Raw genomic sequence first — 25,167 nt, 5'->3', positions numbered from 1 at the left:
ACGATGATGTCGACCCCACCCGAACCCAAGCCGTCCTTACCCGGCCGCATCGCAAGCGGGATTGGCCGCGCGCAGCGCGGCGTCGAGAGACTCGCGCAGCCCTGGCTCGTGCAGCTCGTGCTGCGGATCGCACTGGCCGTTCCGTTCTGGAAATCGGGCATTCTCAAATGGCACGGTTTCCTGCAACTCAACGATACGGCTATCGATCTGTTCACCGACGAATTCCAGCTCCATCTGCCCGGCGGCCCTTATCCGTTTCCGGCGCCTGCCGTATTCGCGTTTCTGTCCGCATGCGGCGAGGTGACGTTTCCCGTGCTGCTCGTGCTCGGCCTCGGCACGCGGTTCGCCGCGGCGGGCCTGCTGCTGATGACGTGCATCATCGAGCTGACCATCCCGGATGGCTGGCCCATCCACATCACGTGGGCCGCGATGGCGCTCGGCATTGCGGCGTGGGGGCCGGGTCCGGTCTCGCTCGACTACGTGCTCGGAGACCGCACGAGCCGGGCATGAAAACGCGCGACCTGGTCGTACGGCTGTCGAGCAACATGGCGCCGGTCGAGCGCGACGCAGTGTCGAAGCGGCTCAACCGCGCGCTGCTGCGCGGCCTCGCGGCCGACACGACGGTGCTGGTCGTGCTGTACGGCATTCACAGCACCATGCCGGCGCTGATCCTCACGACGATGTTCTGGGCGCGCCTCGCGTTTCCGCTGACCATCGTCGCGACGTCGATGCAGCTTGCGCAACGGCTCGGGCGACCGGGCGCGCCGTTCGGGCTCGCATGGATCGCGGTGACGTTGCCGGTCGCGACGATGCTGGCCGCCGCCGGCGCGATTCTCGCCGCCACGCCGCCCGGCTACCGGCTCCGGTTGATGCTCGGCACGACGTGGCACATGACGGCCGCGAACATCGTCCTCGTGTCGCTGCCTTCGCTCGCGATCATGATGCGCGCGATGAAAGGACTCGCGCCGACACGCCTTGTCCTCGCCGGGGCGAGCGCCGGTCTGCTGGCCGGCGGCCAGGGGCTGCTGGTGTATTCGCTGTATTGCTCGGAGATGGCGGTGCCGTTCTGGGGCATCTGGTACGCGCTCGCGATCGCGATGACGACCGCGCTCGGCGCGGCGGCGGCGCCGCGTTTTCTGCGCTGGTGACCGTCCGCCGCGAGCGTCAGGATCAGAACGGCGTCAGCGAACCGTGACCCGATGGCGTTTTGATCGACATGCAGGTGCCCGCCGGAACGTTCTTCCAGTGCGCACCGTCGTAGTCGATCGTCTGCGAGCCCGCGCACGTCGTGCCTGCTCCCGCCTTGCAATCGTTGTGGCCGGCGAGCGCCACGCCGTAGCACTTCTCGACGGCGCCGGCCGTCGCCGCCTGAGCATTCGTGCCGGCGGCGAGTGATGCGAAGACGAGAGCGGCGGCCGTGAGTTTGAGCGTATCCATAGTGAGCGTCCTTGAGAGTGAAAAGGCAAATGGTGAATGCAGACGTCGGCCGCGTTGTCTGCGCGACGCGGCGTTGCCGATGCGAACGGCGTGCTGATTCGGACGTTAGTTCGGACGGTGGGGGGGGGTGGGTTACAGGTGGGGGACGGGAATGATCTTCAAGTCGGCAAGCCGCCTGCGCAGGATGGCGACTTCCACGGCAGCCCGAACGCCCCGCTCCCGGGATCACGTCCCGCTCTGCGCGACCCGCGAGAGAAAGAGCTCGCCAATCGGTGAACGATTGTTCCGGTTATATCCGACCACCCGTTCGATCCTCGGCGGTTCGCCCCGGAGCGGCCGGCTCGTCACCGACCAGGGCAGCAGTGTCTCGGCATAGGCAGGCAGCAGCGCAACCCCTCTGGTGAAAGCGATCAGCGACATCGCCATTGTCATCCATCTGCTCCGGGCTTACCGGCTTCGTGCCCGCTCCACCAAGCTTGCCTTCCTGCTCAGCCTTGACCCAGTTGGAAATCGACTGCGCTGGTACGTCCAGCGTCGCGGCCACCGCCGCAACGCTCGGACCGGCTTTGACCAGCCGAACCGCTTCCAGCTTGAATTCGAGCGTGTAGCGCGCCCGCGTCGTCTTGATCATCTTCTTGACTCTCCTTGCTTGAGTTTAAACGCTCAGCAAGGGATTCGTTTTTCGGGGGCAAGCTCAGTCGCCTGATCCTCCGACGACTGGCTCTGGCTATGACTCGAACCAACGCTCACCTGTACGCCGATGCGCGGTGCGTTGGCGGCATCCGAGATGCCGTTCTTCGCCAAGCAGTACGGTCAAGCCAATCAGACTGCTCAAGGTTTTTCTGCTTGCCGTCATATTGTTTTCCTTGCGCTCAATGGATTGCACATCAGAATTGCGCCGTTACCTGGAAACCGAGCGTGACGCTCGGCGCGGGAAAGCCTGACGGCGCGTAGATCGGCGTACCCGCGAACACGTCGTAGCTATAGGTACCGAGACGCGACGGTACCGAACCCTTTACGCCGATAGCCGCGCCCGCGAGCTGCGTACCGGCGAGGTAAGCGGCGGACGGTCCCCACAGATGGCCGTAGTCGATACCCGCATAGAGAACCTGCCCCGACTGCCCGAGCGGATACTGGAGTTCGTTGCGCCAGTAGAAACCCTTCTCTGCCGCGAGCATCGTCTGGCCGCTAAAACCACGCACCGTATAGCGGCTCCCGATACTCAGGTCGTCGAGATAGTTCAGCTCGTCGTTGGTGAACTGGCCGTGCAACGTACCGACATAGCGAAGCGACTGACCGGCAACCGCGAACGGGACCGAGAGGTTCGCGTCGAGCGTCGTCATGTGAAAGTAGTACGTCGGGCCACCGGACGTATCCGGCATCGCGCCGAGCGCACCGATCCCCTGGCGCCAGGCGAGCGTACCGTCGAACTGCGCCGCGCCGAAGTAATGGCGATTGGTCAGGCCCGCCTCGATAAACGTATTGTCGCGGTACTGCTGGGGTATGGAGGTATCCGCGATGAAGCTCTCGCCCCAGCGCTTGATGAGCTGGAACTCGACGCCCGATACGTCGCTCCGGCTACGGTACATGACCCGCTCCAGCTTGAGGCCCGCCGTCTCCGCGTTGCCGCTCGCGACGAAAATCTGGCTGGCCTGCGCAACCTGCTGGTAGTACGTGTTCGTATAGCCATAGAGCGTACCGGTCCAGTCGCCCCAGGGGACCGCATACGAGGCATTCCAGCCATGCGTACCGAGGTCGTGATTGCCGAACTGGAGATCCTGATTGAAGCCGCCGGAGAGGACGTCATTCAGGCCGAGGAGGTTGTAGAGCGCGAGCGATGCGTTACCGATATAGCGGCCTGTCTCATCCGTGCCCGAGTTGTCTGCGGAGACCACGAGCGACTACGGCTTGCTGCGCTTGGCGGTAATCACCACATCGCTTTCACCTGGCAGCGTACCGTGCACAATCTCCATGTTCGCATCCTGATTCGGTACGCGTTTCATTTGCTCCAGACCTTGCTCAAGGTCGCGCAACTGAAGCACGTCACCATCGCGTGCCGGAAACGCCGATTTCCAGGTGCCACGCGTTTTCTCGTCGGCGAACTTCAGATGACGGATAGTGCCAGGAATGAGGGCGAATTTCATCGACCCTTTCGACAGGTCCTGTGCCGGTAGCAGAACGCGCGTCGTGATGTAGCCCCGGCTCAGGATCACACCTTGCAGGCCCTTCGTCAGCATGTCGATACCCCGCTTGCCGACGCATTGCCCCTCGTAGCGCCTTAGCCAGTCATGCAGGAATGCAAACGGGTCCATCGGCAGGGCAGATGCGCCTTTTACGCGGTCCACCTCGGGCAGTGTGTCGGGGACTTCGACCGAGAACGTATCGATGCGGAAACACGGTGTCTCGACCGGCAGCACCAGCCATTCTCCCGCTGCAGGTGCTGCGGAGCGCACCACAGGCGCGGCAACAGTTGCCTCGCGCTGCTGCGCGTCGCGGCGCTGCTCGACCTGCTGTTGCTGCTGGGCATTCGTGCGTGCGGCCGCCGCTACATCAGGCGGAGTCTGCGAATGGGCGAGAGTCACCAGGGCTGTGAGCAGCAGGACCGCAAGCCTCTTTGCGTAGTTCATCGACTGCTCTAATCCGGGTTTTCGTATAGATGGCGTAAGGCGCTGTTTTGAGCGTTGCCTAGCGACGCGGGACAGCCGACATGGGCGGCCCCGCTCGAACATTACTGCGGCAAGATACCGCTCTTGACTTCTTCCTTGCTGGACTGCATGGAATAGTTCTTGACGATACCCTTGTCGTCGAAGAAAACGACAAGCTCCTTTTTGTCAACATCCGCGCCAGAGGCGAACAAGTTGACTAGCGGAATGAAATTTTGAGCCTTTGCCGTCGAGTGTGAGTACTTGTATCGCCACAGTTCGTTGCCGCTATCCGTAAACGAAGTCTCGGTTGGATCGCCGAAAGCCTTGCGGACATCCTCCTTCGTACTCGTGCCCTTGGTAATTTTTGAGCCAACGGTAGTCGTATTTTCTTCTTTCAGTTGCTGCACACCCTGGCTTGCGCATCCTGCCATTGCGACGACAACGAATGCCGAGACCAGAAGAGTTTTGGTAGACATCAGATTCAATTCCTTTTATATGACGGCGCAGCTATTGACCAAGTTTCGCTGCACGCCGAAATTGCAGTGCGAAACGGAGAGAATCGTGTTCCCGATGCGATGAAAAATTGCGCGATCACGGCTGTTCTGCAGACGCAAAATGTAGTCGAGGCTGTGAGCCGCAAGGCCTTCAGCCTCTTGCGGATTTTCATGAATGTATTGGCAATGGCAGGGTGCAACGGGGAAGTCACACCCTGTAGTCTTCTATTGACGAACGCAGTCTTTATAAAGATTTGACAAATTAGCAATTAGAATCGAATTCGGAGCAAATGAGGCCGCTTCCCAACTCCGCATATTGATCGCTTCGAGCATTGCCTTGAGCTTATCGGTTCCGTTGAAATACAAAACATTCCAGAGAATATCGACTGGAATATGATTCTCAGCATCCCCTTCCGTCAACAACAATCTGAGAGCCTGTATGTCACGATGCGCCGCGATTTCAGGTCTATGCGTCGCCTCAATAAGTCCACACTCAATATTTGCACAAAGGAATGCGATCACTTCCTGCTTCCAATTTTCAGGGGTCGAGCCAAATTGACCGCCTAGAAAATTCGGCAGCACAGCATTAGGCGTAAAGTCATCCAGACTTGCCACTATGAGTTGCCGCTGATAATCGCCTACTGGGAATGAAAACATAGCTTTCTCACTCACTCGGAAATTTGAATTTTGCAACATTTCCATTGTTTATGCTCTTTACGGCGGCACTATTAATCTCGACAGTCGCTGTTGTCTCTGCCGTCGCCGCCGATGCTTGACCTGCAGGTCGATAGGTAATCGCTGTGCCATCGGGCATGATTGCTACCCAGCTACCTTCCCCAGTGATGTTGTTAATAACCTTGACGGGAGTTTGACCGTTAAAGGCCGCAGTAGCAAATTGCTCTGCTGTTGCGCTGGGATTGCTTGACGGCTCCATCGGGATCGGCGTACCTAGCCCGCCAACGCCATTCGGCAACTTTCCGTCAGGCCCTAAGATCGACGATGGTACTTCTGAATCGCCATTACCACCGTTCGCCAAGGTCGCATTGTTTGGAACGTAACCCGGTGTCCCCGGCGTTGCAATAGCAGGCGTCACCACACAGCCTGCATTAGGCGTACAAAGCACAGCAGGAGGTGTCACAACCGCGCCCGCCGTGCCAGACGGCGTATTCCCGCCGTCATTGGCCTGTACGAGCGGGTTCGGATCAGTAGGCGGATTCTGGCTTGATGGTGCCGGAATAATGCTGTTCAGCGCGTAATTCACGGAATCTAGCGGATGGGTTACCGTCTGCACCACAGCATTGCCCAGACGGCCCCAGAATTCACTGCCCGTCCCACCCTGGCCGTTCGAGTTGCCCGTCTGCGCGTTGTACAGGTCCGCATTTGACGCAGCGAATGCGCCCGAGCTTCCACCAACGAGCGCGCCGCCCGCACCGGCCAGAATGTTCCCGACCACGTTGCCAAGCGTCATCGAACCGGTGTCGCCGCCAATCGTGTCAGCGAGACTGTTCAGCTTGCCAGCGAAGGCTGAAGACACTGCCGCGCCAGCCGCACCACCGAGCGCGCTACCCCCACCCAGGCCCGCGACCAGCGCGCCTGCCGCCGTATGCAGCAGTACGCGGTCCGTGCCGCCTTCGGCCCATGCGTCGTCCTTCGACGTGCTCAATGCGTTCGAGAGCACGTCTACGCCCTGAGCCATCGCCTGGCCTGCGGCGCTCGCTGCCCCCATCGCGTCGGACTGCTGCGACAGGATGGCATTGACATCCGGCGTCTTTGAAACGCTGCCATTCAGGTTCGAGGTGTCACGATTGATCGACGCCACATCCTGCGTCTGGTTGGCCGCATCGGTAATCGTGATCGTGCCCGCGCTGATGCCGCTGCGCGTCGTGGCGCTCTCGTTGCCGCTCTGGTTCTGGCCGAGCATCGGGGTTACACCGCCACCACCACTGACCGAGCCTGGGCCGACTGCCTTGCCTGTGCTGCCGACGCCGACACCCGCGCCAATCCCGCTGCTCGACGCGCTGTAATCGGAATGGTCCTGAATATCGCTGACGGTCAGGGTGCCGGTCGTCAGGCTGTTCTTCGACGCGTCGGCGGTGCTCGCGATATACGCGCCGGTCAGGTTCGTATTGCCCTTGACGTTGACATCAAACCCGCCGTTACCAGGCTGGATGCCTGCCTGTTCGTTGACCGCTGCATAGTTGCCGCTTGCATTGCCGCTCTGCGTGCTGAAGCTCGCGCTTCCGCCTCCCTGACTGATGCTGACGCCACCGCTGGAACTGCTCTGATGCGCGGCGCTCACGGTCGTATCCTGAACACTCTGGATGTTCAGGTTGCCGCCAACGCTTGCGGCGACCTGGCCGCCATTGACCTGCGAGCCGATGATATTCGTGTCGCCGCCCGAAACGACGGTCACGCTGTTCGCGCCGTTGATGTTCGAGGCGTTCTGGATCGCCGCGCTACTGTTGCCGTCGCCGTGCGCGTTCTGCATGGATGCTGAAACGCCGACGCCGTTCGTCCCGATCGACACGCCCACGCTCGAACCCGACGACGAATTCGAGCTTTGCGTCACATCGGTATTCGTCGTATTGACGATGTTCACCTGATTCCTTGCCGCGAGGACGACGTCGTTCGCGCTGACGTTCGAACCGGCGATGGTCAGGTTGCCGCTACCCTCCGTACCATTACCCGTTGCCACGAATGCAGCGGTACCGCCTGCCTGAACGTTCGAGCCGACCTGGGTCGCCTGATCCTCCGACGACTGGCTCTGGCTATGACTCGAACCAACGCTCACCTGTACGCCAATGCTTGGTGCGTTGGCGGCATCCGAGATACCGTTCTTTGCCAGACTGTACGCACCGTACCCCACAATCGCCGCGTCGCCGCCCGCCGCGATCGCATGCAGCGCATCGGCGCGACCGTTGCTATTGCCGCTCGCGAGCGTCTGGCTCTGCTGGTACGCGCCGTTGATCGCATCGCCAACGCTGCCCGAGAGGCCGATGGTTACGCCGCTGCTGCTCGTCTGCTGGGTCTGGCTCGTATGGCTCGTATCGGTCGCCGAATCGATGATGACGTTCGCCGCCGTACCCGTCACGTTCTGCGCCGCGACGAGGTCGCTGCCGGTGACATGCAGGGTATTGCCCGCCTGAATCGAGAGGTTCCCGTTCAGAGAACCGACGACGCTACCGTTGTTCGTAACGCTCGACGCCTGGTCGGTCGTGGCCAGCCTGCTGGTACCGACGGTGACGCTCAGGCCACTCGTACCCAGGCCCGAATGCTTTTCCTGATACGTGCCCGACGACTGCATGGTGTCCTGCGTCGTGGTGATGTTCACATCGTGACCGGCGCTCAGGGCGACATCGTTCGTGCCGACAATCGTGCTGCCCGCGACATGGATATCGTTGCCGCTGGAGATCGATACGGCATCGGCGGAAACCGTGCTGCCCTGACTGACAGTTGTCGTTGTGTTGCGGGTACTCGATACCTCCTTGCTGCTCACCACATGGCTGTGGGTGCCCGTCTGTGTCGAGTTATCGACATAGGTTGCCGTGGCTGCGCCGATGTTGACGTTGTTCGTCGCCGCGAGCGTTGCCGCCCCCTGGTCGAGGTTGAGCGTGCTGCCCGTGATGTTGATATCGTGGCCGGAAGCAACGGTCAGCGAATGGCCGGAATTCAGCGTCGTTGCTGTCAGCGTGTCGGTGGACGTATGCAGCGAATCGCTGTACTTGCCGTTGTGATCGCTGGTCGCGCTGTTGCTGTCCACCGTCGACGTCGTGGTAGCGGCCTGGAGCGTCACATCGCCCTTCGCCGCAATTGTCCCGCCGCCGCCGAGACTGATGTTCGCGCCGGTCGCGGTCAGGTTGCCGCCCACGCCGATTGCCGACACGCCACCAACATTGACGTTGCTCCCGGTCGCCTGGTTGATGTTCGTATCCGATACGCCGTTCGCGCGCGCCACGACCTTCTGCTCGCCGGTCTGGACCGTACCGATATCCCAGTTGCCGCCGACGCTCATACCGAGATTGCCGCCGACATTCAGGTTGCCCGCGTTCTGCTCGACGTTACTGCCGGTCACGATCGCAGCGTCGCCCGCCACATTGAGGTTCGCAATAGGGCCGAGTGTCGTCGTGGTGCGCGTCGCGCCCGTCGCGCTGACCTGGTTGACGGTATTCGCCGCCGTATTGAGGATCAGGTTGCCGCCCGCGTTCAGCGCGAGGCTTCCCGCGTTCACGTTCGCCGAGGTGAAGTCGATATTGCCCGTCGTCGCCAGCGACATGAGGCCGCCGCTTTGCAGCGTACCGAACGCGTTGTTGATCTGCTGGCCCTGAATGGAGAGCGTATTGCTCGCCTCTACGGTCCCGGAATTATTGAAGGTTTGCGCGTTCTGCAGATCGATACTGGTCGCGCCGATAAGCGGCCCGTTCATGTCCTGCTGGCTCGCCTTCGCGAGATAGACGACCGGGACGAGCACGGACTGCCCGTCGACGATCTCGGTCTGCATGATAACGACGTTCGTCGTCAGCGCCGCGACCTGGTCCGGCGTGAGGGCCATGCCGAGCGGCAGGTTCAGCGACTCGGCGAGCGACGCGCCCGCCGCCATGAGCGCCTCGTACATCGACTGGACGTCGGTATAGGGGCCGAGAACGGCCTTGCCGGTCAGCGAGGTCAGCTGGTTCTGGACGAGCTGTGCCTCGTACAAACCGTCGCCGAGGCGCTTTTCGACGTTCTGCGGATTCAGTCCGAGCTGCTGGAGATAGTAGTTGCTCGAAATGAACGAGGCCGCGCTCGTGAAGGCCGGGTTCGTCTCGATCAGGTACGGCGCATTGGGCGCGGTATCGGGCCTGAACAGGCCGCCCTGGGGAATCGTCAGGTTGCTCAGGACATTGACCGCCGTCGCGCTCGCGATGACGGCATTCACGAGCCCCGGGCCGCCGTTGACCGAAGCGGCTGCGCCTTTCGAGCCGCCCGCGTTGCCCGCGACGCCGCCGACGCTCACGCCCCCGGGCGACTGGCCCGGAACAAGACCGAGCGACGGAATCCCCGCATTGCCCGCCGTGTTGTCGATGTTCACGCCCGTACCGGTAATCGTGCCGCCAGCCGTCCAGGTGGATTCGTAGTCGGGCAGTCCATAGGTACGGACATCGGCGGGCGCGGCCTGCGTATAGCCGCCCGGATGGCCGGTCGGGAACAAAGGCGTCGGGTCGCCAAACGGCAACTGCCAGTTGTATTCCGAGTTGTCGTAGTTGTTGTAATGGTAGTAGCCCGAGTACGTCACCTGGACCTCGGGCGCGAGCTGCCCCTGCCAGCTATTCGCATCAAGCGTTGCGGGCATCGCGATATTGCCGACCGCCGCGACCGCGCTCCAGTCGTTCTGGAACAGGCCAACGTTCGACAGGTCAAGATTGCCCCCGGCGATAATCTGCGCCTGCGGGCTGATCGACGCGATGAGGTTCGCGACCGCAACGCCCGTATAGGTCGTGTACTGATACGTCGAGTTCCACTGCCCGCCGTGGGGCGGATCGGTATAGACGCCGCCGATACAGGTCGGGCAAGGCGTTCCGACCTGGCCCGTCGTACCCGACAGGCTGATGCCAAGCTGCGTGAGCAGGTTCGGATCGACCGCCTGGTTCAGGCCGGTCGTCGTCATCGTCGTGCGCGTATTCGTGACCTGGTTCGCGTCGAGCGTCATGTCGCCCGCCGACTGGATCAGCGCCGACTGGTTGCGGATCAGGTTCGCGTTCGTATAGTTGCCGTTCGCATCCTTGCCGCCCGCCAGCACGATGGCGCCGAGACCGTAAATCGCGGTCGTCGCCTGCGTGTCGGTCATCGTCGTATCGTCGCGGTTCCCGATATCGGGCGCGAGGATTTCGAGCAGGCCGTTACTGTCGGTCGCGCCGATCAGCGCGGTCGGCCCGACGTTTGTTACGGACTGCGTAGCATTGAGCGAGACGCTACCGCCGACCATCGCGCCCGTATTCTCCAGCGTGGCCGAGTGCGTCGTCAGCGTGCCGCCCGCCATCATCGCGCCGCTGTTCTGGATATCGCTCGCGTGAATGTCGAGGTTATCTGTCGCCTCCAGCGCGCCGCCATTCGCGAACGTGCCGGGTAGCGTAAAGGCAAGGTCGTGACCGGCGTTGAACGAGAAAGCGGCGGTCGGCGCAAAGTCGCCCTGCATGTTGATTGCGACGTCGTTCGCCGCGCTATAGGCACCGCCCCCGTTCAGCGTCGCCGCGTCGACGCTCAGGTTATGGGTCGCGCCGATCTGCCCGTTCGTATTCGTCATCGCGCCGGTCGTCGTGATCGCGACGTCGCCGGTCGAACCCGCGAAACTGCCGATTTCGCCGTTGCTGTTGTCGACGGTATTCGCCTGGATACCGACGCTACCGCCGCTCACCTGGCCGCCCTGCGTGTTAGAGAGCGCCGCGGTATCGACGGCGACGTTGCCGTTGCCCGTCACGACGCCGCCCGTATTGATCATCTGGCTAGCGCCCTGGATGGTCGTATTGCCCGTCCCGAGGCCGCTAACGAGACCGCCCGTATTGTCGACGGACGCGGCCTGAACGTTGAGCGTGCTCGCATCGCCCGGCTCGCCGGTACCCGACTGGATCTGTCCGTTCGTGTTCGTCAACGCGCCGCCGCTGGCGAGCGAAAGGGACCCGAGCGAGCGTACCGCGCCCTGCGCGTTGTCGATATTGCCCGCGACGTTCGCCGCGATGTTGCCCTGCGCAGCGAATACGCCGCCCGCGTTGTCGAAGCTGCCGGCTTGCGCCGCGATCTGGCCGGCGGTGATAATCTTGCCGCCGACGTTCGAGAGGGAGCCCGAGCCGTTGCCCGGCGTGATCGTCAGCGTACCCGTTCCGGCGTCGAGAATCGTACCGCCGTCGTTGATGAGTGTGCCGGGCGAAAGTGTCAGGTCCGTACTGTTCGTCTGGATCGTGCCGCCCGCCGAGTTGTCGAGCGTATTGCCGACGTTGACGCTCATCGGCGAGGCGCCGTACTGCGTGATCGTCCCGCCGTGGTTGAGGAGATCCGTCGCGCCGAGCGCGAGCTGGTTCGCCTCGATATCGCCGTTCGAATTGTCGAGCGTGGAGCCGATCGAGAGCGTGAGATCCGGCGCGACGATCGAGCCGCCGCTATTGGTCATCGATCCGCTCTGGACCGTCCCGTTCGAGGCCGCGCCGACCTCGCCGCCGTTGTTGCTGAGCGACCCGCTCGCGAGGCTCAGACCGGCATTCGAGAGCAGTTTGCCGTTTGTATTGTCCAGCGCGCCGCCAACGGTTGCGGTTACACCCGTCTGGCCGAGCACGAGGCCTGCCGTATTGTCGAACGCGCTGGCCCCGGCGACGACCGTTCCGTTGCTCTCGATGGTCCCGTTCGCGTTCGAGATCGTCCCCGCGCCGCTGCCCGCGTCGAGCGTGAGCGTTCCGGTTCCTGCGTGAACAAGGGAGCCGCCGTCGTTGTCGAGGGTAGCGGGCGTCAGCGAGAGATCCGTACTGTTCGTCTGGATCGTGCCGCCAGCCGAATTGTCGAGGGTGGACGATACCGCGACCGTCATCGGGCCGCTTCCCGTTTGCGTGATCGTGCCCGCGTGATTGACGAGGTCCGTCGCGTTGAGCGAGACCTGCGCGGCCTGGGTCGTGCCCGAGCTGTTGTCGAGCGTCGTCGCGCGCTCGCTCACCGTCTGGCCCGCCGTAATCGAGCCGCCGCCATTGGTCAGCTTCGAACCGGCGTTCACCGTCGTATTGCCTGACGCGCCGAGCAAACCACGGCTATTGTCGACCGATTGAACCCCGGTTACCTGGAGGTTCGTCTGTGCCGATACCGTCCCGTGGTTGGCAATGGTCCCGCCTTGCAGCGCGACCGCGCCATTGCCGCCGATGAGGCCGCCCTGTGCGCCGGTTGCGGTCGTCCCTGCCGCGTTCGTGATTGTGCCCGTCGCCGTGACCGAGAGGCCGTCGCCGTTGAGCGACGTGATGCGGCCGGCGGTATTGTCAACGGAGGACCCGGATACCGCCATGCCCGCCGCGCTCTGCATGGTCCCGGCGCTGTTCGCGATGGCGCCGCCCTGAACCTGCATCGCGCCTTGCGAGACCATCGAACCGGCCTGATTGTCGATCTGGCCGGCTGCCTGCGCGACGAGCGGCCCTTGCGACGAGATATCGCCGTTCTGGTTCGAGAGGTTGCCCGCGGTCAGCGTTGCGCTACGGCCCGCCGCCAGCGAACCGTTGTCGTTGTCGAGCGTGCCCGCCGCACTCGCCGCGACCGAGCCGCCTGCGCTCGTCGTTGCGCCCGCGAGGTCGAGGTCGCCCGCGTTCGCTGTCAGCGAGACGTTACCGTTCGCCGCCGTCTCGCTCCCTGCGAGATTCACGCCGCTACCCGTCAGCGTTGCGCTACCGCCAGCGACATTTTCTCCGGTCGCATTGAGCTGCCCGCTCGTCGAGACGTTGAGATTTCCCGAATTGCCGAGTGAGCCGTCGTTGTTCACGCCCGCGCCGAGAATACCGGTCGAGTCGAGCGATCCGGCATCGATGGTCGTGCCCTGTTGGGCCGCAACGGTGCCGCTATTCGTGAGCGCGCCCGCCGAGACGATGGCGGTATTCTGCTGCCCGTAGATGGTCCCCGTATTGGCGAGGCTCGCCGCGTTGATGGCGACGTTGCCGCTCGCGGTCATTGTGCCCGCCTGGACGAGCTGGCCCGAAGCCGTGAGGATCAGATCGCCCGCCTGCGCAGAGAGGGTGCCGGCGTTCGCGACCCCGACACCGTTCTCGTTGCTCGTCAGAACGATGCGATTCGCATACATTCCGCCGAGCTGCGAGACGTCGATGGAGACGGCGGGGGGCGCTCCGCTACCTGCGACCGGTGTCGGCGTCAGGCTCGCATAGTCGATATTGTTAGAACCGGTCGTAAAGTTCAGGGCATTGGCATAAATCGCTGCATTGACCTGTACGGCGCGCGCCAGAAGATCAACCTCATCGATATTTGAAGCATTGAGCCCCGCGCCCTGGACAGTAATTGTCCCGCCGGTTACGTTAAAACCGGTCAGATTCCCGTTACCGTCGATCAGCGGATTGCCCGTCGTGAGGATCCCGCGGGACGTATTGATAAAACCGCCGCCGTCGACCACGATGCCCGAACCGTTCGCGATGACAACAGCCGCTTTCTGGCCCGCGACCTCGACATAACCGCGTAACTGGCTCGGATTGTTGCTATTGACCTGGTTGACGATAATCTTTGCGGCGTCGTTCGCGCCGTAATTCGGGTTGCCGGATATCATGCCCCCGAGTTGCGTATTCACATTGACGGGCGAATTGTTCAATATCGCGCCGCTTTGGCTTACATCAAATTGCGAATATGTATTTAGTGATACGCCAGCCCCCGAGGGCTTGTTCACGTTCACTTGAGGTAGGCCATTTGCCGTAGTGATGGCGCCCGGCGCGTGCGCGCCCGACGGTACGATCTGCGCATCTACGAGGGCGGGGGCAAGCCCGAAAAGTGCCAGTGCGGCAAAGGCCGCGTGACGCAGGGCGAAAAGCGTAATCGGGCGAAGCGCGCGCGACGGCCCGGTTTCGCCTTGACCTGTCGCATGTCCGGTTGCGGTCTCCGCGACCGCGACGAGCATACCCCGGAGCGTGCTGAAAACAAGCCGGTAACAGTTTTTATTCATGCTTATACCCGTAACGCTGAATACAGCCCGCCCGATGCGAGGCGCCTCCCAGTCAATGGACGACACAAGAAAACGACGACCCATAGGCGCCGCATTTCGATTCCCTTTGAGCGTGGCCGGCGAGATTAACAGGCCGATCTGTAAATCGCCATCGGATAAGTCTTAATTAATGTCAACCCGACAATATTTGATGATTTATCTGTTATTTACCGACTTCCCTTTCGCCAGGCATTTTGCGCATCCGGGTTAAATCGGGATCGGGCGGTTCATCGTTACGTCGCGTACAAATAACCATGCCATCGAACCGGCGATAAAAATCGCGGACATGTCGTCCACGGGTCCGATTCCCGTTGATTCGTTGACCACGCTGGAACGGAAACGTAGCCGCGCGTCCCCGATCAGGTCATCGCGCATGGCCGTTTTGTCCGGCAACGGCAGGCCCGCCGCCTGGATCGCCGCCGACATCGTACGTTTCGGGGACGGCAAGCACGCCCCCCCTCTGGACCAGCGCCACGCCCACCATGACGTACCGGCTGGACGCCAACGAATGGCTCCTCGCGCACACCGCCACGGCCGCAATCTTCGCGGTCGTCGGCGTGCTGCGGCGGTCCGGCAGCCGGTCCGACCCGATCGGCCAGCAGGCTATCCGCCCCGCCATTCCCCCGTCGACTGCCGGCGCACGAGATACGGCTTCGGCACTGTCACGGCGGGTGGCGAATCGCCCTTGTGCGGCTCGTGAATCAGTTGCAGCAGCAGATCGATCGATGCCTGCGCGATGTCCTCGGTATTGATCGCCACCGACGTCAACGACGGCCGGACCTGGCGCGCAAGCTGGATATCCGTGATGCCGATCACCGACACCTCATCGGGCACCTTGCGGCCGAGCGCCGCGAGCGCCTGCAACGCGCCGATCGCCAGCAGGTCGTTGGTCGCGAAGAGCGCGCTCAGATCGGGCCGGCGCTGCATCAGCGCCATGCACGCATCGTAGCCGCCGTCGATCGTATCCTCGGCTTCGAGAACGGCAGCGGCATCCGGCTCGGCGCCGGCCTCGCGCATCACCTCGCGAAAGCCCGTCGCGCGCGCATCCTGCGGGCCGCCGCAACCATCGCCGATCAGCATGCCGACGCTGCGATGCCCGAGCTCCAGCAGGTGCCGCGCCGCCAGCTCGCCTGCATACGCGAAATCGACCGTCACGCACGGCAGCGCCGGCAGCCGCTCCGGGTGCTCCCACAAGCTCAGCACGATCGGCGCGCCCACCGTCGCGCGCTCGCACAGTTCGCGGATCGCCAGGTGCGTGTTGAGCACGAGCACCCCTTCGGCGAGCGTGCCGGCGATCTGCGTCAGGTACGCGCGACTGATCTCCGCGTCGTTGTCGGTGTTGCAGACCATCAGGAAATAGCCGGCGCGCCGCGCCGCGCGCTCGGCCGCCAGCACGAACTGCGGGTAAAACGGGTTGACGATGCTCGAAAGCGTCAGCGCGAGCATCGGCGAGCGCCCCTCCGCGAGCGCGCGCGCGTTCAGGTTCGGCCGGTAGCCGAGTTCGCGAATCGCGTGCAGCACACGGTTCGCCGTCTCGGGGCGGACCTTCGCCGGTTGGCGCAGCACGTTGGAAACCGTGGCCGCCGTCACGCCGGCACGGCGCGCCACGTCGCTGAGCGTCACCATGCGCGTCGCTCCTGTGCAACGGAAAATCCCAGATTCGGGGACAACGATTCAAATGTTGCCCAACATGGGCAGGCTTTGCTAAGTTTCATGGCAAATATCCGGAGACAGACTATGACCCTCTTCTTTCCCGCCATCGAATTTAACCGCTTAAATCGCCGATGCGCAAGTCGCACCGCTTTTATTTCCAGCAAGATTTAAGCGCTTAAATCCGGGAGCGAAGCCATGGCGACGATTTCTTTGAGCGGCATCCAGAAGACCTTCTCCGGCGGCCACGCGCCGGTCATCCGGGATCTGGATCTCGACATCGGGATGCACGAATTCTGCGTGTTTCTCGGCCCCTCGGGCTGCGGCAAGTCGACGTTGCTGCGCATCGTCGCGGGCCTGGAGACGCAGACGGACGGCGACGTATCGATCGGCGGACGGTCGATGAACGGCGTGCCCGCGGCCGATCGCGGCGTGGCGATGGTGTTCCAGAGCTACGCGCTGTTTCCGCACATGAGCGTGTTCGAAAACATGGCGTTCGGGCTGAAGCTCGCGAAGACCCCGAAGGACGAGATTCGCCGCAAGGTCGGCGAAGCCGCGCGCGTGCTGCAGCTCGACGCGCTCCTCGAACGCAGGCCGCGCGAGCTCTCCGGCGGCCAGCGCCAGCGCGTGGCGATCGGCCGCGCGATCGTGCGCGAACCGGGCGTGTTCCTGTTCGACGAACCGCTGTCGAATCTCGACGCCGCGCTGCGCGGCCAGACGCGTGTCGAAATCGCGCGTCTGCACCAGCGCTTCACCCAGGCGAGCGTCGTCTACGTGACGCACGACCAGATCGAAGCGATGACGCTCGCCGACAAGATCGTGCTGCTGCACGCGGGCGCCGACACGCAGCGCCACGGCAGCATCGCACAGGTCGGCGCGCCGCTCGATCTCTACCATCATCCGCGTTCGCGCTTTGTCGCGAGCTTCATCGGCTCGCCGCGGATGAATTTTCTTGCCGGCACGGTCGAATCGTCCGGCGCCGACGGCGTACGCGTGCGCGTCGACGGCGTCGATACGGCCCAAGGAGTACTGCGCGTCCAGGTCGACGGTGCGCGGCTCGCGCCGGGCGCGCCGGTGAGCCTCGGCGTGCGGCCCGAGCACGTGCAACTCGGCGGCGAGGCGCAGTCGCTTGCGGTGAACGCGCTCCTCACCGAGCAGCTCGGCGAACACAGCTACGTGCATGTCGAGTACGCGGGCGGCACGCTCGTCGCCAAGGCGCCCGGCGATGTCGCCGTGCGGCGCGGCACGCGCTTCGCGCTGCGCCTGCCGCCCGACGCATGCCATCTGTTCGACGCCGACGGCGTCGCGCTGCCGCGCACCGTCGCGGCCGGCGTGGCGCAGCCGGCCCTGCATTTCGCCTGAGATTCCGCCCGGGGCCGCCGCCGCGCGCCTCCGTTTGCCCTCTTCGTGCCCGGGTCACGTTCCGGGGGCGAAGTCCAGAAGCGTCGACCGCCCGCGTGCGGCGACAGACAACGCAGTACAAGGAGACAACGACGATGACCGCAGACCGCCTGAGCCGCTTCGCCGGCTCGCCCTCCCCCGCTTCCACGGCTTGCACCGCTTCCGTTGCCGGCTCCCGTCCCCGGCGGCGCCTGCTGGCCGCCGTGCTGGCCGCCTCGACCCTGCTCCTCCCGGGCCTCGCCGCACACGCCGATACCCGGCCACTGACGGTCAATGTGTCCGCGCGCGGCAACCAGCGCGCCACCTGGCAGGCGGCCTTCGACCAGTTCCAGAAGGCCAATCCGGACATCGACCTGAAGGTGACCTACATCACCGAGGAAGCCTACAAGGTGCAGATCGGCGGCTGGCTCGCGACCGATCCGCCCGACGTCGTCTCCTGGAACGCCGGCGAGCGCATGGCCTACTACGCGAAACGCGGTCTGCTCGAAGACATCTCGTCCGACTGGAACAAGAACGGCTGGAGCCAGCAATACGCGTCGGTGAAGGGGGCGTCCACCTATGACGGCAAGCAGTACGCCGCGCCGCTCGGCTACGACGCCTATGGCTTCTTCTATCGCAAGGACCTGTTCGCGAAGGCCGGCATCACCCACGAGCCGAAGACGTGGGACGAATTCCTCGCCGCGTGCAAGAAGCTCAAGGCGATCGGCGTGCCGCCGATCGCCGTCGCCGCACGCGATAGCTGGACCCTGGCAGCGTGGTTCGATTACCTCGATCTGCGCATCAACGGCTACGCGTTTCATCAGCAACTGATGGCCGGCGACGTGCCCTACACGGATCCGCGTGTGAAAAAGGTCTATACGACGTGGAAGACGCTGATCGACGGCCACGATTTCATCGACAACGCGCTCTCCTTCGACCTCGACTCGATCGGACCATTTCTCAACAACGGCAAGGCGGGGATGATGCTGATGGGCACCTTCTACTCCGCGGGCATTCCGGCGAGCGTGAAGCCGCAGATCGGCTTCATGCCGTTCCCGACGATCGATCCGAAGGTCGCGCGCGCCGAGGACGGCCCGGTGAACGTGCTGCTGATTCCCGCGAAAGCGAAGGACAAGGCCGACGCGCGACGTCTGCTCGCGTTCATGGAAACACCGCGGATCAACGCGGAGCTCGCCCAGGGCTGGGGCCAGTTGCCGTCGAACAGCCAGGCCGCCGAGCCCGACGATCCGATCTCGAAGATCGGCTTTCATATTCTCGCCACGACGCCGGGCGGCATCGCGCAGTTCTACGACCGCGACATGACGAAGGAAATGGCGGACGAGGGCATGAAGGCGATGCAGCAGTTCTACGACGACCCGACCCAGCTCGATTCGCTGCTGGCTCACCTCGAAGCCACGCGCAAGCGCATCTATCACAAGTGATACCCGGCGCGGCTGCACGTCGCCGCCGCGCATAGCCTGCTGCCCGCCTGCGCGCGGGCAGCCCGAACGAGGTCCCCGCCATGTCCACCTCTCTCGCCCCGCCGCGCGCGCGGCACGCGCGCACCGCGTCCGCTGCACGGCGCGGCCATCATCGCGCGGCATGCCTGTTTCTGCTGCCCGGCTTTGCGCTGTTCGCGCTCTGCGTGATCTACCCGATCTTCAGCAGCATCACGCTGAGCTTCTATAGCTGGGACGGCATGACCGCGAAGACCTTCGTCGGCCTCGCCAACTACATCGAGCTCGTTCACTCCGCCACGTTCTACGTCGCGCTGAAGAACAACCTGATCTGGCTCGTGCTGTTTCTGCTCGCGCCGCCGCTCGGCCTCGTCTTCGCGCTCTATCTGAACCAGCGGGTGCGCGGCATGCGCATCGTGAAGTCGCTGTTCTTTGCACCGTTCGTCCTGTCCGGCGTCGTGGTGGGACTCGTTTTCAGCTGGTTCTACGACCCGATGTTCGGCCTTCTGAAGGTGCTGGTCGGCCATGGCATTCCGGTGCTCGGCGACCCGCACACCGCGACCTTCGGCATCGTGTTCGCCGCGCTGTGGCCGCAGACGCCCTACTGCATGGTGCTCTATCTGACGGGCCTCACGGCCATCAATCCCGAGGTGGTCGAAGCCGCGCGCATGGAAGGGGCGAAAGGCTGGCGGCTGCTCTGGCACGTGATCCTGCCGCAACTGCGGCCGGCGACGTTCATGGCGGTCGTGCTGACCGTGATCGGCGCGCTGCGCAGCTTCGACCTGATCGCGGTAATGAGCGGCGGCGGCCCCTTCGACAGCTCGACAGTGCTCGCCTATTACATGTACGACCAGGCGATCAAGTACTACCGGGAAGGCTACTCGGCCTCGATCGCCGTCGTGCTGTTCGCGATCATGCTCGTCTACATCGTATTCCATCTGCGCCGCATGCTGCGCGAAGAGCGCTGAACGCGCACGTTCAGGGAGAACCATCATGTATCCGCTGCCCATCGAGCACTGGAAGCCGTGGAATCGCGCGCTCTACAAGGCGTCGCTGCCGCTCGCGCTGTTCATCTGGCTGTTGCCGATGCTCGCCGTGCTGCTTACGTCGATCCGCTCGTCCGACGAACTCGCGCAAGGCGACTACTGGACGTGGCCTCATCACTTTGCACTCCTTCATAACTACGGCACCGCGCTCACCCAGACGCCGATGCTGCATTACTTCGCCAACAGCGTGCTGATCACGGTGCCTTCGGTGTGCGGCGCGATCCTGCTCGCGTCGATGGCGGGCTTCGCCCTCGCGACCTACCGGTTTCCCGGCAACACCGCGGTGCTGTTCACCTTCGTCGCGGGCAACTTCGTGCCGGTCCAGATCCTGATGATTCCGGTGCGGACGATGGCGCTGAAGGTCGGCCTCTTCAACACGATCTGGGCCCTCATCATCTTTCATATTGCGTTTCAGACCGGCTTTTGCACGCTCTTTCTGCGCAACTTCATCAAGCAGTTGCCGTTCGAGCTGATCGAGGCCGCGCGTGTCGAAGGCGCGAGCGAATGGACGATCTACGCGCGCATCGTCGTGCCGCTGATCCGCCCGGCGCTCGCGGCGCTCGCGATCCTCGTGTTCACGTTCGTCTGGAACGACTACTTCTGGGCGCTCTGTCTCACGCAGGGCGACGCGGCCGCGCCGATCACCGTCGGCGTCGTCGCGCTGAAGGGGCAATGGACGACCGCATGGAACCTGGTGGCGGCGGGCTCCGTACTCGCGGCGCTGCCGTCCGTGCTGATGTTCTTCGCCATGCAAAAGCACTTCGTCGCGGGCCTGACCTTCGGCGCCAGCAAGGGCTGAGCGTCAAGCCGTCTTTCCGTTCCCGCCATTCTGGCTGTATCAACCGGATTCTCACTCATGCAAATCGGTGTCTGCTACTACCCCGAACACTGGCCTGAAACCCTCTGGGCAGACGACGCGCGTCGCATGGCGGCGCTCGGCATCACCCACGTGCGGATCGGCGAATTCGCGTGGAGCCGCATGGAGCCGCGCGCGGGCGTCTACGACTGGGGGTGGCTCGACCGCGCCGTCGAAACGCTCGCGGCCCGCAACCTGAAGATCGTGCTCGGCACGCCCACTGCGTCGCCGCCGCGCTGGCTCGTGGACGCAATGCCGGAGATCCTGCCCGTGCGCGCCGACGGGACGACGTGGCAATACGGCTCGCGCCGTCACTACGACATCTCGAGCGCGGCCTACCGGCGCGCCTGCCTGACCATCGTCGAGGCAATGGCGCAGCGCTACGGCGCGCACCCGGCCGTCGTCGCATGGCAGACCGACAACGAACTCGCCTGCCACGATACGGTGCCGAGCTATTCGGCTGCCGCGCGCAGCCGCTTCCAGCAGTGGCTCGCGCGCCGATACGAACACATCGCGGATCTGAATGCGCGCTGGGCCAATGTGTTCTGGAGCATGGACTATCCGTCATTCGAGTCGATCGGCCTGCCGAACCTCACGCCGACCGACGCGAATCCGATCCATCTGCTCGAATTCCGCCGCTTCATATCGGATGAAGTCGCGAGCTTTCACCGCGAGCAGGTCGACGTGTTGCGGCGTCATGCGCCGCACGCAGACATGCTGCACAACTTCATGGGCTTTTTCACGGCCTTCGATCATTACCGCTTCGCGGCGGACGGCAGCATCGACGTCGCCGCATGGGACAGCTATCCGATCGCGCGCACCGAGGCGATCGCGATCGACGAGGCCGACAAGGCGCGTTACGCACGCACCGGCCACCCCGATGTCTCCGCTTTCGATCACGACCGCTATCGCGGGATCGGCCGCGGCCGCTTCTGGGTGATGGAGCAGGAGGCCGGCCCGGTGAACTGGGCGCCGTGGAATCCGGTGCCGGCGCCCGGCATGGTGCGGCTCTGGGCCTACGAGGCGTTTGCGCACGGTGCGGAGCTGGTGTCCTACTTTCGCTGGCGGCAGGCGCCGTTCGCCCAGGAACAGTTGCATTCGGGGCTGAACCTGCCCGACAACACGCTCTCGCCCGGCGGGGAAGAAGTGGCGCAGACCGCGCGCGAGATCGCGGCATCCGACGTGCTCGCCGCGCTTGCGAAGCGCAACACGCCCGCGCGCGCGCGCGTCGCACTCGTATTCGATTACGAAACGCAGTGGATGTTCGAGATCCAGCGCCACGCGAAGACCTTCGACTATCAGATGCTCGCGTTCGAGTATTACCAGACGCTGCGCGCGCTGTCGCTCGACGTCGACATCGTGCCGGCCAATGCCGATCTGCAAGGCTATCGGCTCGTCGTCGTGCCGTCGCTTGCCGCGTTGCCCGAAGGCTTCGTGCAGCGGATAGCGGAATCGCCGGCACAGTGGGTGATCGGGCCGCGCAGCGGATCGAAGACGTCGGACTTCACGATCCCCGCGATGCTGCCGCCCGGCGCGCTGCGCGAAGTCCTGCCGGTGAAGGTGCGCGAAGTGGAATCGCTGCGTCCGACGCTCAGGCCGTCGACGTCGCTCGACGGTACGGAAGGCGTCGCCGTGCACTGGCGCGAGCATCTCGACGTGCACGAGCACGCCCGCATACTGGCGCGCTTTGACGACCACTGGCCCGCCGTCGTCGCGCACGGCCATGTCTGCTATGCGGCCGCGTGGTTCGACGCCGCGCTGCACCGCGCGCTGCTCGAAGGCGCCGCGCGCCGCGCGGGGCTGAGCGTCGCGCGCCTGCCCGACGGTTTGCGTCTGCGCCGGCGCGGCGATGTGACCTTCGCGTTCAATTTCGGCGCCGGCGCCGTCGACGTGCCCGCGCCGGCCGAGGCGCGTTTCGTCCTGGGCGAACGTGCGCTGGCAACAGCGCAGGTGTGCGCGTGGGTCGACGCATGACGGCGGCAACCGAGGTCGCCGGGACGACGCCCGCGGCCGACACCGGCCGCGGCGTCACGACGCTCCGCGCCGATGCCCGCGTCACGGCCGCCGCGCCCCGCGAAGGCACGCTGGAACTCGGCGCGCACGCAACGCCCGACGGTCGCACGATCGGCGCGAACAGCCGCTACCTGTCAGTCGACGGCAAGCCGTGGCTTCCGGTGATGGGCGAGCTGCACTACTCGCGCGTGCCGGAGTCGCAATGGGACGATGCGCTTGCACATGTGCGCGCGGCCGGTGTCGATATTGTCGCGTCGTATGTGATCTGGCGTCATCACGAGCGGATCGCGGGCCAGTTCGACTGGCGTGCGCGGCGCGACCTGCGCCGCTTCGTGCAGGCCAGCGCGCGTCAGGGACTCGGGATGGTCGTGCGCATCGGCCCGTGGGTGCATGCCGAGGTGCGTTACGGCGGCATGCCCGAGTGGATCGTCGACCAGATGCCGTCGCGTTGCGACGATCCGCTCTATCTGTCGTTCGTCGCGCGTTTCTATGCGCAGATCGCCGCGCAGCTTCAGGGCCTGCTCTGGAAGGACGGCGGCCCCGTGATCGGCGTACAGCTCGAAAACGAATACAACCTGACGGGTCCCCACCAGGGCGCACCGCACATCGCGACACTGCGGCGGCTCGCGCGCGACGCCGGCCTCGACGTGCCGCTCTATACCGTGACGGGCTGGGACAACGCGGTGTTTCCGCATCGTCTCGTCACGCCGGTCTTCGGCGGCTATCCCGACGTTCCGTGGGGACGTTCGCCGGCGATGTCGCCGCCCAACGAGGTCTACGCGTTCCGCTTCACGAGCCGTGTCGGCGGCGACCTTGGCGCGCAGTCGCACAATCCGGTCGTCGGCGATGCCCCGGCCGTCGCGGACACGACGCCGTTTCTCGGTGCCGAGTATGGCGGCGGCGTGCCGACCATGTATCGCCGCCGCCCGGTGCTCGATGCCGACGACATCGCCGCGATGCTGCCCGTCCAGCTCGGCTCCGGCGTTAACCTGTACGGCTATTACATGCTGTACGGCGGACGCAATCCGCCCGACGATCCGTCCAGTCACGAGTCCACGGCAACGGGCGGCTACAACGATCTGCCCATCGTCAACTACGACTTCCAGGCGCCGTTCGACGGCAACGGCGAGGCACGCCCCGTCCTCGGCAAGCTGCGGCCGTTGCACTACTTCCTGCGCGAGTGGGGGGGCACGCTGGCGCCCTGCGCGGTCTGTCGTCCCGAGGTCGTACCCCACGCGAGCGACGATCTGCTCACTCCGCGCTTCTCGGTGCGCACGGACGGCGAGCGCGGCTTCCTGTTCTTCAGCAATCACGTGCGCCAGCATCCGATGCCCGCGCACCGCGCGCTCCGCTTCGCGGTGACGCTGCCGGCTCGCACCGTGACGTGGCCGGACACGCCCGTCGACGTAGCGCAGGGGGTGTCGTTCATCTGGCCGTTCGGATTGCGGCTCGGCGGGGCGCATCTGCGTCACGCGTCGGCGCAGCCCGTCACGCGCGTCCCGACCGCCGGCGGCGACACCTATGTGTTCGGCGCGACGCCGGGCATCGCGCCCGAGTTCGCGTTCGAAGCCGCCAGCGTGCGGACGATTTCGCGCGCGGACGGCGATGCGCCATGCTCCACGCGCGAAAGGGATGGCGCGCTCATCGTCGAGCCCGCGCCCGGCGATGCGTTGACGTTGACCTGCGCGGGAGGCGAACGCGTGACGATCCTCGTGCTCGCCGCCGCGGAAATCGAGCGGCTTGCGGTCGTATCGTTCGACGGACAATCCCGCCTCGTGCTGAGTGCCGCACAGGTGTTCGAACGCGATGCGAAGCTCGTGCTGCGCTCGACGGATACGGCCGCCTTCGAGCTTGCCGTCTATCCGCCGCTCGCACGGATACCGCGCACGCAGCGCACGATCGTCGAACGGACGCCGCATGGATTGTTCCAGCGCCTTGCGGTGCAGGTCGAGCCGCTTGAGTTCGACGCGCTACAGGTGACGCCCGTGCGCGCGGCGCAGCCCGTTCCGCCGGTTGCAACCGGCGGCGTCGCCGAGGCAGCGGTCCTGCCGACACCGGAGACGTTCGCGAAAGCGGCGGCCTGGCGCATCGGCCTGCCATTGCGCGCATGCGAGGCGCCGGGCGTGAGCAACGTCTACGTGTCGATTCGCTATACGGGCGATATCGGCCGGCTGTTCTGCGGCACGACGCTGATCGACGATCACTTCTATACGGGGCTGCCGTGGCGCATCGGGATGCGCCATGTCGCCATCGATCCCGATGCGCCGCTCATGCTGACGGTTCTGCCATTGCGCGCCGATGCGCCCCTCTATCTCGACGCGCGGTTCGATCCGCGTCCGATGATGACCGGGGCAGACCAGGCTTCGCTGGAGGCCATCGAACTGGAAGCCGAGTATGAAGTCGAGTTGATTTGACAGACGCCGCGCGGCGTTCCGGCACGCGGTTCGTGAGCGCCCGGCGCGGCGATATCCGTGCGCCCCCCATACCGC

The 25,167-nt window shown here is 64.4% G+C and carries 14 protein-coding genes and 2 pseudogenes; 8 read left to right on the top strand and 8 right to left on the bottom strand.

The window, feature by feature from the left end:
• The first annotated feature begins 6 nt into the window (after positions 1 to 6).
• Both AC3AP7_RS19510 and AC3AP7_RS19505 read left to right on the top strand, forming a co-directional pair.
• Entirely contained in the window at positions 7 to 510 is a 504-nt protein-coding gene (locus tag AC3AP7_RS19510; protein WP_487364943.1) for a DoxX family protein, read from the top strand.
• Positions 507 to 1,148, top strand: coding sequence for a DUF1109 domain-containing protein (locus AC3AP7_RS19505; RefSeq protein ID WP_487364218.1), 642 nt, complete (start codon positions 507 to 509; stop codon positions 1,146 to 1,148). The genes AC3AP7_RS19510 and AC3AP7_RS19505 overlap by 4 nt, the downstream gene beginning before the upstream one ends.
• Before the next feature lie 22 nt (positions 1,149 to 1,170).
• On the opposite strand, the gene AC3AP7_RS19500 is transcribed toward AC3AP7_RS19505, so the two are convergent.
• The 8 genes and pseudogenes from AC3AP7_RS19500 to AC3AP7_RS19465 form a co-directional block, all read right to left on the bottom strand.
• Entirely contained in the window at positions 1,171 to 1,437 is a 267-nt protein-coding gene (locus AC3AP7_RS19500; RefSeq protein WP_487364217.1) for a BufA1 family periplasmic bufferin-type metallophore, read from the bottom strand.
• 430 nt (positions 1,438 to 1,867) lie between these two features.
• A pseudogene (locus tag AC3AP7_RS19495) lies at positions 1,868 to 2,068 on the bottom strand (transposase); the annotation flags it as partial.
• A 256-nt stretch (positions 2,069 to 2,324) separates the two neighbouring features.
• A pseudogene (locus AC3AP7_RS19490) lies at positions 2,325 to 4,064 on the bottom strand (ShlB/FhaC/HecB family hemolysin secretion/activation protein).
• A gap of 101 nt (positions 4,065 to 4,165) precedes the next feature.
• Entirely contained in the window at positions 4,166 to 4,558 is a 393-nt protein-coding gene (gene bamE, locus AC3AP7_RS19485; RefSeq protein ID WP_487364216.1) for an outer membrane protein assembly factor BamE domain-containing protein, read from the bottom strand.
• A 243-nt stretch (positions 4,559 to 4,801) separates the two neighbouring features.
• Positions 4,802 to 5,278 (bottom strand): hypothetical protein, encoded by a 477-nt coding sequence (locus AC3AP7_RS19480; protein WP_487364215.1) that lies wholly within the window; start codon positions 5,276 to 5,278, stop codon positions 4,802 to 4,804.
• Positions 5,241 to 14,237 (bottom strand): two-partner secretion domain-containing protein, encoded by an 8,997-nt coding sequence (locus tag AC3AP7_RS19475; RefSeq protein WP_487364214.1) that lies wholly within the window; start codon positions 14,235 to 14,237, stop codon positions 5,241 to 5,243. Before AC3AP7_RS19475 ends, AC3AP7_RS19480 begins: the two co-directional genes overlap by 38 nt.
• 246 nt (positions 14,238 to 14,483) lie before the next feature.
• The gene (locus AC3AP7_RS19470; RefSeq protein ID WP_487364213.1) at positions 14,484 to 14,702 is read right to left on the bottom strand and encodes a hypothetical protein; all 219 of its coding nucleotides are present in this window, start codon (positions 14,700 to 14,702) and stop codon (positions 14,484 to 14,486) included.
• A gap of 177 nt (positions 14,703 to 14,879) precedes the next feature.
• Positions 14,880 to 15,902 carry a LacI family DNA-binding transcriptional regulator gene (locus AC3AP7_RS19465; protein WP_487364212.1) on the bottom strand — a complete coding sequence of 341 codons (1,023 nt, stop codon included), beginning with the start codon at positions 15,900 to 15,902 and terminating at the stop codon, positions 14,880 to 14,882.
• 222 nt (positions 15,903 to 16,124) lie between these two features.
• On the opposite strand from AC3AP7_RS19465, the gene AC3AP7_RS19460 reads away from it, so the two are divergent.
• From AC3AP7_RS19460 to AC3AP7_RS19435, 6 genes are all read left to right on the top strand, one after another.
• Complete coding sequence (locus AC3AP7_RS19460; RefSeq protein ID WP_487364211.1) at positions 16,125 to 17,288, top strand: ABC transporter ATP-binding protein; 1,164 nt, start codon at positions 16,125 to 16,127, stop codon at positions 17,286 to 17,288.
• Positions 17,289 to 17,422: 134 nt separating this feature from the next.
• Positions 17,423 to 18,748 carry an ABC transporter substrate-binding protein gene (locus AC3AP7_RS19455; RefSeq protein WP_487364210.1) on the top strand — a complete coding sequence of 442 codons (1,326 nt, stop codon included), beginning with the start codon at positions 17,423 to 17,425 and terminating at the stop codon, positions 18,746 to 18,748.
• A gap of 80 nt (positions 18,749 to 18,828) precedes the next feature.
• Entirely contained in the window at positions 18,829 to 19,731 is a 903-nt protein-coding gene (locus AC3AP7_RS19450; RefSeq protein WP_487364209.1) for a carbohydrate ABC transporter permease, read from the top strand.
• A 25-nt stretch (positions 19,732 to 19,756) separates the two neighbouring features.
• Complete coding sequence (locus AC3AP7_RS19445; RefSeq protein WP_487364208.1) at positions 19,757 to 20,608, top strand: carbohydrate ABC transporter permease; 852 nt, start codon at positions 19,757 to 19,759, stop codon at positions 20,606 to 20,608.
• Between the two features lie 57 nt (positions 20,609 to 20,665).
• Positions 20,666 to 22,639, top strand: coding sequence for a beta-galactosidase (locus AC3AP7_RS19440; protein ID WP_487364207.1), 1,974 nt, complete (start codon positions 20,666 to 20,668; stop codon positions 22,637 to 22,639).
• The gene (locus AC3AP7_RS19435) at positions 22,636 to 25,092 is read left to right on the top strand and encodes a beta-galactosidase (RefSeq protein WP_487364206.1); all 2,457 of its coding nucleotides are present in this window, start codon (positions 22,636 to 22,638) and stop codon (positions 25,090 to 25,092) included. Before AC3AP7_RS19440 ends, AC3AP7_RS19435 begins: the two co-directional genes overlap by 4 nt.
• The last annotated feature ends 75 nt before the right edge of the window (positions 25,093 to 25,167 follow it).

It is taken from the genome of Paraburkholderia sp. PAMB 6770 (assembly GCF_057748135.1).
This window is presented reverse-complemented; position numbering and strand designations above follow the sequence as displayed.